Annotated in this window: 12 protein-coding genes and 1 pseudogene; 4 read left to right on the forward strand and 9 right to left on the reverse strand. The window is 68.2% G+C overall.

Annotated elements, in window-relative coordinates; genetic code table 11:
• Positions 1-28: 28 nt before the first annotated feature.
• From glxR to gcl, 3 genes are read right to left on the reverse strand one after another with little or no spacing between them, the layout of a single operon-like run.
• Positions 29-928: a 2-hydroxy-3-oxopropionate reductase gene (gene glxR, locus AC30PD_RS03285; protein ID WP_489534213.1), complete on the reverse strand. Its 900-nt coding sequence runs from the start codon at positions 926-928 to the stop codon at positions 29-31.
• A gap of 34 nt (positions 929-962) precedes the next feature.
• Positions 963-1,745 carry a hydroxypyruvate isomerase gene (gene hyi / locus AC30PD_RS03290; protein WP_489534214.1) on the reverse strand — a complete coding sequence of 261 codons (783 nt, stop codon included), beginning with the start codon at positions 1,743-1,745 and terminating at the stop codon, positions 963-965.
• A gap of 32 nt (positions 1,746-1,777) precedes the next feature.
• A complete protein-coding gene (gene gcl / locus AC30PD_RS03295) occupies positions 1,778-3,553 on the reverse strand; it encodes a glyoxylate carboligase (RefSeq protein ID WP_489534215.1) in 1,776 nt (591 codons plus the stop codon).
• Positions 3,554-3,697: 144 nt separating this feature from the next.
• On the opposite strand from gcl, the gene AC30PD_RS03300 reads away from it, so the two are divergent.
• On the forward strand, positions 3,698-4,612 hold the full coding sequence (locus tag AC30PD_RS03300) for a LysR family transcriptional regulator (RefSeq protein WP_489534216.1): 915 nt from the start codon (positions 3,698-3,700) through the stop codon (positions 4,610-4,612).
• A 30-nt stretch (positions 4,613-4,642) separates the two neighbouring features.
• Here AC30PD_RS03300 and AC30PD_RS03305 read toward each other — a convergent pair whose 3' ends face one another.
• From AC30PD_RS03305 to AC30PD_RS03320, 4 genes are all read right to left on the reverse strand, one after another.
• On the reverse strand, positions 4,643-5,122 hold the full coding sequence (locus AC30PD_RS03305; protein WP_489534217.1) for a VOC family protein: 480 nt from the start codon (positions 5,120-5,122) through the stop codon (positions 4,643-4,645).
• 54 nt (positions 5,123-5,176) lie between these two features.
• Positions 5,177-5,566 (reverse strand): nuclear transport factor 2 family protein, encoded by a 390-nt coding sequence (locus AC30PD_RS03310; protein WP_489534218.1) that lies wholly within the window; start codon positions 5,564-5,566, stop codon positions 5,177-5,179.
• A gap of 140 nt (positions 5,567-5,706) precedes the next feature.
• Entirely contained in the window at positions 5,707-6,420 is a 714-nt protein-coding gene (locus tag AC30PD_RS03315) for a GntR family transcriptional regulator (protein WP_489534219.1), read from the reverse strand.
• Positions 6,421-6,441: 21 nt separating this feature from the next.
• Complete coding sequence (locus AC30PD_RS03320) at positions 6,442-7,761, reverse strand: C4-dicarboxylate transporter DctA (RefSeq protein WP_489534220.1); 1,320 nt, start codon at positions 7,759-7,761, stop codon at positions 6,442-6,444.
• 220 nt (positions 7,762-7,981) lie between these two features.
• On the opposite strand from AC30PD_RS03320, the gene AC30PD_RS03325 reads away from it, so the two are divergent.
• The 3 genes from AC30PD_RS03325 to AC30PD_RS03335 all read left to right on the forward strand — a co-directional run bounded on the left by AC30PD_RS03325 (position 7,982) and on the right by AC30PD_RS03335 (position 13,160).
• Complete coding sequence (locus tag AC30PD_RS03325) at positions 7,982-11,221, forward strand: S41 family peptidase (RefSeq protein WP_489534221.1); 3,240 nt, start codon at positions 7,982-7,984, stop codon at positions 11,219-11,221.
• Complete coding sequence (locus tag AC30PD_RS03330; RefSeq protein ID WP_489534222.1) at positions 11,218-11,973, forward strand: substrate-binding domain-containing protein; 756 nt, start codon at positions 11,218-11,220, stop codon at positions 11,971-11,973. Before AC30PD_RS03325 ends, AC30PD_RS03330 begins: the two co-directional genes overlap by 4 nt.
• Before the next feature lie 71 nt (positions 11,974-12,044).
• Positions 12,045-13,160, forward strand: coding sequence for a phospholipase A (locus tag AC30PD_RS03335; RefSeq protein ID WP_489534223.1), 1,116 nt, complete (start codon positions 12,045-12,047; stop codon positions 13,158-13,160).
• A gap of 18 nt (positions 13,161-13,178) precedes the next feature.
• Here the strand turns inward: AC30PD_RS03335 and AC30PD_RS03340 are convergent.
• Together AC30PD_RS03340 and AC30PD_RS03345 are read right to left on the reverse strand one after the other, a co-directional pair.
• Positions 13,179-13,394: pseudogene (locus AC30PD_RS03340) on the reverse strand (4-oxalocrotonate tautomerase); the annotation flags it as partial.
• Between the two features lie 24 nt (positions 13,395-13,418).
• Entirely contained in the window at positions 13,419-14,168 is a 750-nt protein-coding gene (locus AC30PD_RS03345) for a class II aldolase/adducin family protein (RefSeq protein WP_489534224.1), read from the reverse strand.
• Positions 14,169-14,206 lie beyond the last annotated feature (38 nt).

Genomic DNA, 14,206 nt, shown 5'->3' on the forward strand with positions numbered 1-14,206 from the left:
GCGATTATCCAGACCCGGTGAGCGGCCCTCACGCGTCGGGCATGACCTGGTGATCGGCCATCAATTCCAGCGCCTTCACGAGCGCCGAATGGTCGAGGTTCTGCATGCCGTTGGCCGCGCACACCTGCATCAGCTGGGCGGCGCCTGCGGTTTGCGGCAGCGCCACGCCGAGCGCGCGCGCGCCGCTGAGGGCGAGGTTCAAATCCTTCTGATGGAGGCCGATGCGAAAGCCCGGCGCAAAAGTGCGCTTGACCATGCGTTCGCCGTGCACTTCGAGAATGCGCGAAGCCGCGAACCCGCCCATCAGCGCCGTGCGCACCCGGGCCGGGTCGGCCCCGGCTTTCGACGCGAAGAGCAACGCTTCACCCACGGCCGCGATGTTCAGTGCCACGATGATCTGGTTCGCGACCTTGCAGGTCTGGCCGTCGCCGTTCCCACCGACCAGCGTGATGTTCTTGCCCATCAGTTCGAACAGCGGCTTGACGCGCCCGAACGCCGCTTCGGACCCGCCGACCATGATGGTCAGCGATGCGGCCTTGGCGCCCACTTCGCCGCCCGAGACCGGCGCGTCGAGGTAGTCGCAACCCAGGGCATTGATCTTCTTCGCGAACTCCTTGGTCTCGATCGGCGAGATGGAGCTCATGTCGACGACGGTCTTGCCTTTGGACAAACCCGCCGCGACACCCCCTTCGCTGAACAGCACCGCCGCCACGTCGGGCGTGTCGGGCACCATGATGATGACGATGTCGGCCTGCTGCGCCACTTCCGTCGCGCTGGCGCAGACCTTGGCGTTCGTCGCCGCGATCTCGGGGCTGAGCTTGCCGTGCGTGAACACGAACAGCTGGTGGCCGGCCTTGATGAGGTGGCCCGCCATCGGCGCGCCCATGATGCCCAGGCCGATGAAGCCGAGCTTGAGGGAAGTGGTCATGTCGTCGTTCTCTGTATTCGATGTGTGAAGAAGCTCAGCCCTTGCGCGCCTGCGCCAGCCAGCCCAGGCCGGCCTCGGTGTTGCCGGCCGGTTTGTATTCGCAGCCGATCGCACCGGTGTAGCCGATGCGGTCGAGGTGGGCGAACAGATAGGCGTAGTTGATCTCGCCCGTGCCCGGTTCGTTGCGGCCGGGGTTGTCGGCGAGCTGGATGTGGGCGATGCGCGCGAGGTTCTTGCCGATCGTCGCCGCCAGTTCGCCTTCCATGCGCTGCATGTGATAGATGTCGTATTGCAGGTAGAGGTTGTCGGCCCCGACGTCGTCGATGATCGCCAGCGCCTGCGCCGAACGGTTGATGAAGTAGCCCGGAATGTCGTAGTGGTTGATCGGCTCGATCAGCAGCTTGAGCCCGGCTTTCTTCGCTTCACCGGCGGCGTAGCGCAGGTTGGCGACGAAGGTTTCGCGCAGCAGCGCCTCGGGCACGCCAGCCGGCGCCTTGCCCGCCATGCAATGCAGGTTGGGCGAGCCCAGACCGCTGGCGTACGAGACCCCGAGCGCCACGCCGTCGCGGAACTCGGCCACACGTTGCGGGTTGCAGGCCATGCCGCGGTCGCCGGCGTCCCAGTCGCCGGCGGGCATGTTGTGCAGCACGACCTTCAGCTTGTTGGCTGCGAGCACGGCCTTCAGCTCCGCGATGGGGTGCGCGTACGGAAAGAGGAATTCGACCTCAGTGAAACCGGCGCGGGCTGCGCGCTCGAAGCGGTCGATGAAAGGCACTTCGGTGAAGAGCATCGAGAGGTTGGCGGCAAAACGCGGCATGGCAGGCTCCGTGGGTTCAGGCGATGGGTCGGTCAGTCGAGCATACCCACAGCGGTGGGCGCGTCGGCCAGGCTGGTCGCCAGTTCCTCGAACTCGTTGATCGCGTCGATCTCGGTGCCCATCGAGATGTTGGTCACACGCTCGAGCATCACCTCGATCACGACCGGCACCTTGAACTCGGCCATCCAGGCTTCGGCCTGCTTGATCGCAGGCGCGATCTCCTGCTGCTTGTGCACTCGCACGAACTTGCAGCCCAGGCCGGTGACCACCGCTTCGTGGTCGACACCGTAGCCGTTCATCTGCGGCGCGTTGATGTTGTCGAAGCCGAGCTGCACGCAGTAGTCCATGCTGAAGCCGCGCTGCGCCTGGCGGATCAGGCCGAGGTAGCTGTTGTTCACCACCATGTGCACGTAGGGCAGCTTGAACTGCGCGCCCACGGCCAGCTCTTCGATCATGAACTGGAAGTCGTAGTCGCCCGAGAGCGCCACGATCTTGCGCGTGGGGTCGGCCACACGCACGCCCAAAGCAGCGGGGATGGTCCAACCCAGCGGGCCGGCCTGGCCGCAGTTGATCCACTGGCGCGGGCCGAACACGTGCAGGAACTGCGCGCCGGCGATCTGGCTCAGGCCGATCGTCGACACGTAGGTCGTGCCCCGGTCGAAGTTGTTGTTCATGCACTGGTAGACACGCTGCGGCTTCATCGGCACGGTGTCGATGTTGGTCTTGCGCAGCATCGTGCGCTTGCGCTCGCGGCATTCGCCGACCCAGGCGCTGCGGTCTTTCAGCTTGCCAGCGGCCTTCATTTCGCGCGCCACTTCCACGAACAACTGCAGCGCGGCCTTGGCGTCGGAGACGATGCCCAGTTCGGGGTTGAACACCCGCCCGATCTGTGTCGGCTCGATGTCGACGTGCACGAAGGTGCGGCCCTTGCAATACACCTCGGGCGAGCCGGTGTGGCGATTCGCCCAGCGGTTGCCGATGCCGATCACGAAGTCCGACGCAAGCATCGTCGCGTTGCCGTAGCGGTGGCTCGTCTGCAGGCCGCACATGCCTGCCATCAAGGGGTGGTCATCGGGGATCGAGCCCCAGCCCATCAGCGTGGGGATCACAGGCGTGTTGGTGAGTTCGGCGAACTCCTGCAGCAGGTCGCTCGCGTCGGCGTTGATCACGCCTCCGCCCGAGACGATCAGCGGCCGCTCGGCCGCCTGCAGCATCGCGATGGCCTTCTCGATCTGCTTGCGCGTCGCTTTCGGCTTGTAGACCGGCAGCGGCTCGTAGCTGTCGATGTCGAACTCGATCTCGGCCATCTGCACGTCGAAGGGCAGGTCGATCAAGACCGGGCCGGGCCGGCCCGAGCGCATCAGGTGAAAAGCTTGCTGGAACGCGCGCGGCACCTGGGCCGGCTCGCGCACGGTGGTGCTCCACTTCGTCACCGGCTTGCTGATCGACTCGATGTCGACAGCCTGAAAGTCTTCCTTGTACAGCCGCGCACGCGGCGCCTGGCCGGTGATGCACAGGATCGGGATGCTGTCGGCGATGGCCGAGTACAGCCCGGTGATCATGTCGGTGCCGGCCGGGCCCGAGGTGCCGATGCACACGCCGATGTTGCCGGCCTTGGCCCGCGTGTAACCCTCGGCCATGTGCGAAGCGCCTTCCACATGGCGCGCCAGCACGTGGGCGATGGTGCCGCGCTCGCGCATCACTGAATAGAGCGGGTTGATGGCCGCGCCGGGCACACCGAAGGCCTGCGTGACGCCTTCTTTTTCCATGACCAGGTGGGCGGCCATGATCGCTTTCATCTTTGCCATGCGAGTCTCCGGGAGTTGAATTGCTCTTGCACCGGATGATCGGCAGTTGGCCCCGCCGCGGCAACGCAAGCTGCCGATAAGTGCTATTCCGGGGCGGAATGCCCGGCGGCCAAGGCATCATCGGGAAAAGGAATCACAACGCCCATGGACCGCATCACCGGCATCCAGCTCTTCGTGCGCATCGTCGAGACCGGCAGCTTCTCGAAAGCTTCGGCCGACCTGGGCGTGACGCAGCCGACCGCCACCAAACACGTCGCCGCCGTCGAGGCCCGGCTCGGCGCGCGCCTGCTCAACCGCAACACGCGCGGCGTGAGCGCGACCGAGATCGGTGCGCTCTACTACGAGAAATGCAAGGCGATCCAGCACCAGCTCGAAGAGGCCGACAACCTGGCTTCGCTGCTGCAGTCGCAGGTGAGCGGCCAGCTGCGCGTGAGCACCTCGGTCGCGTTCGGCAGGCGTGTGCTCACGCCGCTGGTGCTCGCTTTCATGCGCGAGCACCCCGAGATCACGGTCGACCTGAGCTTCGACGATCGTTACGTGAACCTCGTGGAGCAAGGTGTGGACGTGGCGATCCGCATGGGCCAGCTCGCCGATTCATCGCTCGGCGCGCGCTACCTCGGCCTGAACCCGTGGGTGCTGGTGGGCTCGCCCGGCTACCTGAAGGCGCACGGCAAGCCGCGGTCGCCGGCCGAGGTGGCGCAGCACGCCTGCCTCGTCTACAGCAGTGTGCAGGGCGACGAGCGCTGGCACTTCAGCGCGCCCGCCGGCGCGGCCGAGCCGGTGCCGGTGCCGGTGCGCGGGCCGCTGCGCTCGAACAACCTCTCGGTGGTGCTCGAGGCCGCGCGCGCCGGCATGGGGCTGGCGATCCTGCCCTGGTACGTGGCGTACCACTCGGTCGAACAGGGCGCGGTGCAAGCGCTGCTGACCGACTTCGCGCTGCCGGTTCAAGAGATCCACGCGGTGTTCCCGTCGCCGAAACTGGTGCCTTCGAAAGTGAGCAGCTTCATCGCGCACCTGCAGCAGGCGCTGGCCGACGAGTGGTGGAAGCGCGCCGGCTGACCCACCGCCCCGCCGACACACCCGACGAGGTCAGCCGCGCCGCGCTGCCTCGATCTTCGCGATGTCGATCTTGCGCATCGTCATCATCGCTTCGAATGCACGCTTGGAAGCGACCCGGTCGGGGTCGGTGAACGCCGCGGTGAGTGCGCGCGGCGTGATCTGCCACGACAGGCCCCAGCGGTCCTTGCACCAGCCGCATTGGCTTTCCTGCCCGCCGTTGCCGACGATCGCGTCCCAGAGGCGGTCGGTTTCGGCCTGGTCGTCGGTGGCGATCTGAAACGAAAAGGCTTCGCTGTGCTTGAAGTGCGGTCCGCCGTTCAGGCCGATGCAGGGGATGCCGGCCACGGTGAATTCGACGGTGAGCACGGCCCCTTGTTTGCCGTCGGGGTAGTCGCCCGGCGCATGGTGGACGGCGGTCACCGCGCTGTCGGGGAAGGTCTTCGCATAAAAATTCGCGGCGTCGAGCGCGTCGCCGTCGTACCAGAGGCACAGGGTGTTCTTGGGGACCATTCGTCGCTCCTGAGGTTGTGAGGGTCGCTACAGCTTCATGGCCGCACCTCGGGGTCAGGCGGCGGCCCGCGGCGTTTCGGTATGAATCGCACAGCGCCAGCCGCCTTCCGTCTTGACCCAGGTCGAGGTGTCGTTCATGTGCTGCTCGGTCGTGGCGCCCTTGCCGCGCGGCGCCATGCCCTGCCGCACATGGTACGAAAGAATCGCCGTCGAGTCGTTCGGGAACACGACCTCGATGTCGGTGAGGTCGAAAGAGTTGACCACCATCGTGCCCTGCTCCGCCATCCGGCGGTAACCCGAATGGTCGAATTTCATGGCGCCGTGCGCGCTGACCATGAGGGCCGGTTCGCAGAGCAGCTTCAGGGCCGTGTCGGTGTCCTGGTCGACCATCGATTGCCAGAACTGGTTTTCGAGGGCGACGAGGGTGGCGCTCGCGTTGGGCATCTTGCTCTCCATCGATTGACGAGGAGTCATCCTGACCACCGACGGGGCGCCGGTCTGTCGGACAGGCCGGATGCCGGCGTAGGGATCGGCTGACAAGCGCCCGCCCCGCAGCGGCGGCAGGCCACCGCGAGCCCGGGCCATCACTGCCCGATGGCGCGCCCCCCGCGCGCCAGCGGCGCCAGCGACGCGCGCAGGCGCTCGCGCGGGTCGACCGCCGCGGCCGATTTGCCGAGCGCGCTCTCCACGTCGCCGATGTGCACCAGCATCTGCTGTGCCGCGCCTTCCACGTCTTGCTCGGCCAGCGCGTTGACGATGCGCGCGTGGTCGGCGCACGAGGCGCGCGCGTCGTGGGTCGACTGGTAGAGCGAGGCCACCAGCGTGGTGCGCGCCGTGAGGTCGCGCAGCAGGCCGCTCAGCAGGTTGTGGCCCAGGCACTCGGCCAGGCAGACGTGAAAGTCGGCGAGCAGGAAGGTACGGGTCGCGATGTCGGTGCCGGCGATCGCCGCCTGCTCGTCTTTCACGTGCTGGCGCAGGCGCTTGATCACGGTCTGCAAGGGCTTGCCGGCCTCGCGCAAAAGTTGCGATTCACGCAGCATGCCGGCCTCGACCGCCCGCCGCGCCGCGAAGGCATCACGCGCTTCGTCGATCGACGGCTCCACCACGTACCAGCCCTTGCGTGTGCGCACCTCGACGAAGCCCCGCGCCTGCAGTTGCATCAGCGCCTCGCGCACCAGCGTGCGGCTCACGCCGAACATGTCGGCCAGTTCCTGCTCGCCGAGCCGTTCGCCCGGCTTTAGCTTCTGCGCGAGGATGGACTCGACGACTTGTTGTGCGATCTCGATCTGGCTGGCCATGGTGGCGAGAATACCTGCGTGTCAGGCGCGGGCCGGCAGCGCGACCGCTTCGACATCGGCGTCGTCTTCGGTCGGGGGCACCGGGCGGCCGTCGAGCACCGCATGCGCGCGCTCGCGGTCGATGTCACCTTCCCAGGCAGCGATGGCCACGGTGGCGACACAGTTGCCGATCAGGTTGCCGAGCGCGCGGGCGATGCCCATGAACCAGTCGACCGAGAGCACCAGCACCAGGCCGACGGCCGGGATCGCCGGAATGGCCTGCAGCGTGGCCGCGAGCACCACGATCGCCGAGCCCGGCACGCCGTGCGCACCCTTCGAGGTGACGAGCGCGATCGCAAGGATCGTCAGCAGGTCGGTCATCGTGACCGGCGTGTTGGTGGCCTGCGCGATGAACACCGCGGCGAGCGTGATGTAGATCGAGAACGCGTCGAGGTTGAACGAATACCCGGTGGGGATGACCAGGCCGACGGTCGAGTCGCGGATGCCCATGCGCTTCAGCTTGCTCATGATCTGCGGCAGCACGCTGTCGGACGAGGTGGTCGCGAACACCACCGCGAGTTCTTCGCGCAGGTACTTCAGCAGCTTGATGAGCGAGAAGCCGCTGAACCGCATGATCGCGCCGAGCACCACGAACACGAAGATCAGCACCGCCGCGTAGAACAGCACGACCAGCATGCCCAGCTGTTTGAGCGAACCCACGCCGTACTTGCCGACCGTGAACGCGATGGCCCCCAGCACACCCAGCGGCGCGAGCTTGATGATGATGCCCATGATCTTGAACAGCACGTGCGACAGGTCGTCGACGAAGCCGGCCACCGCCTTGCCGCGCGCGCCGATCAGCGCCAGCGCCGAGCCGAACAGGATCGCGAACAGCAGCACCTGCAGCACGTCGCCCTTGGCGAAGGCGTCGACCACGGTGGTCGGGATCAGCTTCATCAGGAACTCGACCGTGCCGCCGCCGGTGAGCTTGCTGGCGTTTTCGGCGTAGGCGCTCATCGCCTTGGCGTCGAGCGCCTTCGGGTCGACGTTCATGCCCACGCCGGGCTGGAACCAGAAGGCCAGCAGCAGGCCCAGGCCGAGCGCGATGGTCGTGACCACCTCGAAGTAGATCAACGCCTTCACGCCCACGCGCCCTACCCTTTTCAGGTCACCGGCGCCTGCGATGCCATGCACCACGACGCAGAACACCAGCACCGGGATGATCATCTTGATCAGCTTGATGAAGGAGTCGCCGAGCGGCTTGAGCTTGATCGCGAATTCGGGCACGGCGAGCCCGAGCACGACGCCGAGCACGAGGGCCAGGACGACCTGGCCGAACAGGGAACGAAGGAATCGGGGCATGGGATGTTCTCCATCGGGTGGAGCAAGCCGTCCACTTGGGCACAAACTTGCATACAAGCAATGTAGTCAAAATGACCGGCTTGGTGATCCGGGCTTTCCCTTGGTCGGCGAGCGCTGCCCGGCACACCCCACGTTCGGCGCCGCGAAGCCGGGTTCAAAGCACCGCATACTGCAAGACTCGCCACCGCGAGCCCCCTCCAACGAGCCTCGAGCCCCGCCCATGAGCACAGCCGCCTACCTGCGTTTCCCCACCCTCCAGGGCGACAACGTCGCCTTCGTCTGCGACGACGATCTCTGGCACGTGAACGCCGCCGGCGGCGTGGCCCGGCGCCTCACGGCCGGCTTGTCGGAGCCGACCACCCCGAGCCTGTCGCCCGACGGCCAGTGGCTCGCTTTCATCGGCCGCGACGAGCAGCACCCCGAGGTCTACGTGATGCCGGCCGCCGGCGGCGCCGCGAAGCGACTCACCTGGCTCGGCCCCGACACCGCGGTGCGCGGCTGGACGCCGCAAGGGCAGATCTTGTTCGTCAGCACGCACGGCCAGCCGTTCTTTCGCAACATGCGCGCCTACACGATCGCCCCCGAAGGTGGCACGCCGCAGATGCTGCCGCTCGGCCAGGTGAACCACCTGGCGTTCGGGCCTGCCAACCAACGCGTCATCGGCCGCAACACCGCCGACCCGGCGCGCTGGAAGCGCTACCGCGGCGGCACCGCCGGTTACCTGTGGGTCGACGCGGTCGGCGACGGCCAGTTCCGGCGCATGAAAGAGCTGGCCGGCAACATCACGAGCCCGATGTGGCTCGGCGAGCGCATCTATTTCCTGTCGGACGGCGAAGGCGTGGGCAACCTCTATTCCTGCCTGCCCGACAGCAGCGACCTGCAGCGCCACACCGAGCACCAAGACTTCTACGCACGCCACGCGCAGAGCGACGGCCAGCGCATCGTCTACCAGTGCGGCGCCGAGCTGTGGATCTTCGACCCGGCGGCCAACGCCACACGCCGGATCGAGATCGACACACCCGCCCACCGCACCCAGGCCGCGCGCAAGTTCGTGCCGGCCGCCGACCACCTGGGCGCCGTGCGCGTGCACCCGGCCGGCCACAGCGTGGCGCTCGACGCACGCGGCCAGCTGTTCACGATGGCGTTGTGGGAAGGCGCGGTGCGCCAGCACACTGCCGACGCGGGCGCGGCAGGCGACCCGGCCGCGCGGCTGCGGCATGGCCAGTGGCTGGCCGACGGCGAAACGCTGGTGGCGGTGAGCGACGCCTCGGGCGAAGAGCAGGTCACGGTGTTCGAGGGTGGCGTGGCCCGTGCGCTGCCGTGGGACGTGGGCCACGTCAGCAGCCTGCTGGCGGCGCCCAAGGGCACGCTCGTCGCCATGGCCAACCACCGCAACGAAGTGTGGGTCGGCGACGTGGCGAGCGGCGTGCTCACCGAAGTCGACCGCAGCCCCAACGGCCGCAGCGACGACCTGGCCTGGTCGCCCGACGCCGCCTGGCTCGCCTACAGCTACCAGACCAGCATGCGCCACACGGCGATCAAGCTCTTCGACGTGGCGGCGCGCAGCAGCACGCTCGTCACCCAGCCCGAGTTCCGCGACTACAGCCCGGCTTTCGACCCGGCCGGCAAGTACCTGTACTTCCTGTCGCTGCGCACCTTCGACCCGGTGTACGACAGCGTGCAGTTCGAGCTGAGCTTCCCGCGCGCTGCGCGGCCCTACCTGATCGCGCTGCAGGCCGGTGGCAGCCCGCCGTTCGAGCCGGTGCCCAAGGGGCTGGCCGCAGAGAAGCCGGGCGCGGACGCAGCGAAGAAAGAAGCCGACGCGGCAGCACCGATGCGCGTCGACCTGGCCGGCATCGCGCGGCGCGTGGCGCCCTTCCCGGTCAATGAAGACCGCTTCGGCAAGCTCGTCGGTGCGGCCGGCGGCAAGGTGGTGTGGAGCGTGCTCGGCATCGTCGGCGCGCACGGCCGTGGCGGCCACAAAGACACTTCGGCGCGGCTCGAAGTCTTCGACTTCGCCACGCTGCGTGCCGAGCCGCTGGCAGCGAAGGCCGATGCTTTCGAGCTGGCCGCCGACCACGGCACGCTGGTGCTGCGCGAAGGCAAGCGCCTGCGGGCGATCAGCGTCAACCGCAAGCCCGAGGCCGACAAGGAGCCGGGCCAAGGCGGGCCCTCGCGCAAGAGCGGCTGGCTCGACCTCGACCGCATCCGTCTGTCGGTCGAGCCGCGGCGCGAATGGCGCCAGATGCTGCGCGAGGTCTGGCGCCTGCAACGCCACCAGTTCTGGGCCGCGAACATGTCGGGCATCGACTGGGCCGGTGTGTACACCCGCTACGCGCCGCTGATCGAACGGGCTGCCACGCGGGCCGATGTGTCCGACGTGGTCTGGGAGATGCAGGGCGAACTCGGCACCTCGCATGCCTACGAAGTGGGCGGCGACCACCGTCGCCCGCCGCAGGTGGCACTCGGCGGGCTGGCGGCCGAGACCCGCCTGGTCGAAGCCGACGGCAGCTACGAGCTCACCCGCATCGTCGGCGGTGACGCCTGGGACAGCGGCGCCGATTCGCCGCTCAACGCGGTCGGTGTCGAGGCGAAGGTTGGCGAGCGCATCGTGGCCGTCAACGGCCAGCGGGTCTCGCGCGAGCGGCCGCCGCAATCTCTGCTGGTGCACCAGGCCGGCACCAAGGTCGAGCTCACGCTGGCCTCGGGCAACGGCGAGTCGGCCAGCACGCGCAACGTGCTCGTGACCACGCTCGCCGACGAAGTGCCGGCGCGCTACCGCGAATGGGTCGAGCACAACCGCGCCTGGGTGCACGAGCGCTCGAACGGGCGCGTCGGCTACTTCCACCTGCCCGACATGGTGGCCGCCGGTTTCGCCGAGTTCCACCGCTACTTCGCGACCGAGTGCGACCGCGACGCGCTGATCGTCGACGTGCGCTACAACCGTGGCGGCCACGTCTCGCAGTTGCTGCTCGAGAAGGTGGCGCGCAAGCGCATCGCGTATGCCACGCAGCGCTGGGGCCAGCCCACGCCCTACCCCGACGAAGCCGCGGCCGGGCCGGTGGTGGCGCTCACCAACGAACACGCCGGTTCCGACGGCGACATCTTCTCGCACAACTTCAAGCTCATGGGCATCGGCCCGCTCGTGGGCATGCGCACCTGGGGCGGCGTGGTCGGCATCTGGCCGCGCCACAAGCTGATCGACGGCACCGAGACCACGCAACCGGAGTTCGCCTTCTGCTTCAGCGACGTGGGCTGGGGTGTCGAGAACTACGGCACCGACCCGACGATCGAAGTCGACAATGCGCCGCAAGACGCGGCGACCGGCAGCGACCGGCAGCTCGAGATGGCAGTGGCCACGGCGCTGGCTCAGATCGAACGGCACGGCGTGAAGGCACCGCAGTTCCCGCCCGTGCCCGACCGCTCGCGGCCGGCCTGGCCGGCGAAGGGTGGGCGATGAAGCGACGCGTCTTGTGGTCGAGCGTCGTGCTGCTGGCGTGCTGCGCACAAGCTGCGCTCGCCGCGCAAGTCACCGTGTTGAGCGCCGGCGCCATCGAACCGGGCATCCGCCCGGCGCTGGCCGCGTTCGAGAAGGCGAGCGGCCACAGGGTCGTGCTGACGTTCGCGACCGCCCCGCAGATCCGCCAGCGCATCGGCGCGGGTGAGAGCTTCGACCTGGTGATCGCCCCGCCAGCCGTGCTCGACGAGCTGGAAAAAGCAGCGAAGCTCGGCACCGAGCGTGCGGCCATCGGCCGTGTCGGCATCGGCGTGGCGGTGCGTCCGGGTGTAGCGCCGCCCGACATCTCGAACGCCGACGCCGTGAAACGCGCTGTGCTCGACGCCGACTCGCTGGTCTTCAACCGCGCCTCGACCGGCCTGTACTTCGAAGGCCTGCTGAAGAAGATGGGGCTTGAAGCGCAGGCCTTGCCCAAGAGCACACGCTACGCCGACGGCGCTTCGGTGATGGAGCACGTGCTGCACGGCAAGGGCCGTGAGATCGGCTTCGGTGCGATCACCGAGATCGTGCTGCTGCAAGGCAAGGGCCTGCAACTCGTCGGCCCGTTGCCGCAAGAGCTGCAGAACCTGACGGCGTATGCCGCCACGCCGACGAGGGCACGGCCGGGTGCCGGCGTGCAGGCGCTGATGCGGCACCTTGCCAGTGCCGAGACCCGGGCCGGCTTCGCAGCGGCAGGCATCGACCAGGGCCCCTGAAAGCCCCGCAGCAGCGCCCTGGCGCGGCGCTGCCCCTACACTCCGCGCGGTTCAAATCATTGGCCCGCACGATGCCTTCTCCCGTTGTTGTCCAGCCCCACGCCATTGCAGCCGGGCTGCTTGTATGGGGTCTCTCGACCGCCACCGTCGCGCAGACCACCGACTCACCGACGCTCGAGAGTTGCGCCGCGATCGGCGCACCGTCCGACCGCCTCGCCTGTTACGACAAGCTCGCCGGCCGCGCTGCCGCACCCACCGTGCCGCCGGCGCAGGAAACCCTGCCGGCCGCCGCCACGCCGGCGCCCACCTCGCTGCTCGCGCCCACGGGTGCAAAGCTGCCCGAGACAGCCGAGCCGCAAGCGCAGACGACGCTGATGTCGAAGTACTGGGAGCTGGAGCCGGCCGACAAGCGCGGCATCTTCAACTTCGTCGGCTTTCGCCCGAACTACGTGCTGCCGATCCACGTCACCAGCCGCATCAACCGGGCGGCACAGTCGCCGACCCAGGCCACCGTGATGCAGCCCGACTACCGGCGCGAAGAAGCGAAGTTCCAGCTCTCGCTGCGCACCAAGCTCGCGCAGGACGTGCTGCTGCCCGAGGCCGACCTGTGGGTCGCGTTTTCGCAGCAGGTGATGTGGCAGGTGTGGAACGGCAAGGACTCGAAACCGTTTCGCAACACCGACTTCGAGCCCGAGGCGATCTACGTCGTGCCCACGCCGAAGAGCTGGCGCGAGCTGCCGCTGGGCTGGCAGTGGCGCTACACGCAGTTCGGGCTGGCGCACCAGTCGAACGGCCAGTCCGACCCGCTCTCGCGCAGCTGGAACCGCGTGTATGTTGGCGCCGGCTTCGAGCGTGGCGACTGGTCGCTCACGGCGCGCCTGACGCAGCGCCTGAACGAACCGCTCGCCACCGACAACAACCCCGACCTCGTGACCTACCGCGGCCGTGGCGAAGCGCAGCTGAACTGGAACCACGGCCTGCAGACCGCCTCGCTGCTGTACCGCAGCACACTCAAGGGTTTGAAGTACGGCGCTTTGCAGTTCGAGTGGACGTACCCGATCTACCGCGACCAGCCGAACGGCCTGCGCTGGTTCGTGCAGGCCTTCCGCGGTTACGGCGAAACGCTCACCGACTACAACTTCCGCCAGACCAGCTTCGGGGCCGGGGTGACCTTCCTGCAGTTCTGATCAGGATCAGGGCCGGTCTCAGCCGGCCGGCTTGGGCGGCGCGCCTTTGTCGCTCCACAGCGTGCCGGCGGTGGCCCAGTTCTGTTTGGCGATGTCGAACAGCAGGATGTCGACACTCTCTGGCGACGCACCGATGGTGCGCACGCAGGCGTCGGTGATGGCGGCGACGAGCGCACGTTTTTGTTCCGGCGTGCGGCCTTCGAACATCTCGACTCGGATCGTGGGCATGGTCTGGTCTCTTTCTGCGTTGGGGTTGTTTCAGTCGCGGTAGCTCGGGTCGGCCGCGTCCAGGCCGCGCAGCAGCGCCGGCCATTCGATGTCGCCATCTCGCTCCGAGCCGTCGCCGACCCATTGGCGATAAGTGAGCGCGGCCAGTTCTTCGGCCACGGCCTGCACGCGCCCCCCGCTCGCCGCCATGGCGCTCAGCTGCGCTTGCGCGGCGCGGTCGAGCAGGTACATCAGCATCCAGGCTTCGGCGACGCTGCGGCCGACCATCAGCGGGCCGTGGTTTTCGAGGATCACGCCGTCGAGCTGGCCGAGGTTGGCGGCCAGCCGCGCCTGCTCGTCGGCACCGAAAGCGAGCCCTTCGTAGGCGTGGCGGCCGAGCCGGCCGTGCAGGCGCATGGCCCACTGCGAGGTCGGCTGCAGGCCGCCGGGCAACATCGACAGCGCCACGCCGGCAGCGGTGTGCAGGTGCATCACGCACTCGGCGTCGGGCCGCGCCGCGTGCACTGCGCCGTGGATCGCGAAGCCGCTCGGGTTGACGCGGGTCGCCGAGCCGTCGACCACCTCGCCGCGCGTGTTCACCTTGACCAGCGCCGACGCGGTGATCTCGTCGAAGCGCGCACCGAACGGGTTGATCAGGTACACACCCGCCTCGCCCGGCACCGACGCCGAGATGTGGGTGTAGACGGTGTCGTCCCAGCCGCGCTGAGCCGCCAGCCGGTAGGCGGCGGCGAGGTCGATGCGGACATGCGCTTCGGTGCGTTCGGGGCGTGGCGTGGGCATGCTGTGGCCGGCTCTTCGAGAGCGTCGATTGTGCCGCG

Source organism: Rhizobacter sp., from assembly GCF_032229685.1.
Lineage (GTDB): Bacteria > Pseudomonadota > Gammaproteobacteria > Burkholderiales > Burkholderiaceae_C > LMDS01.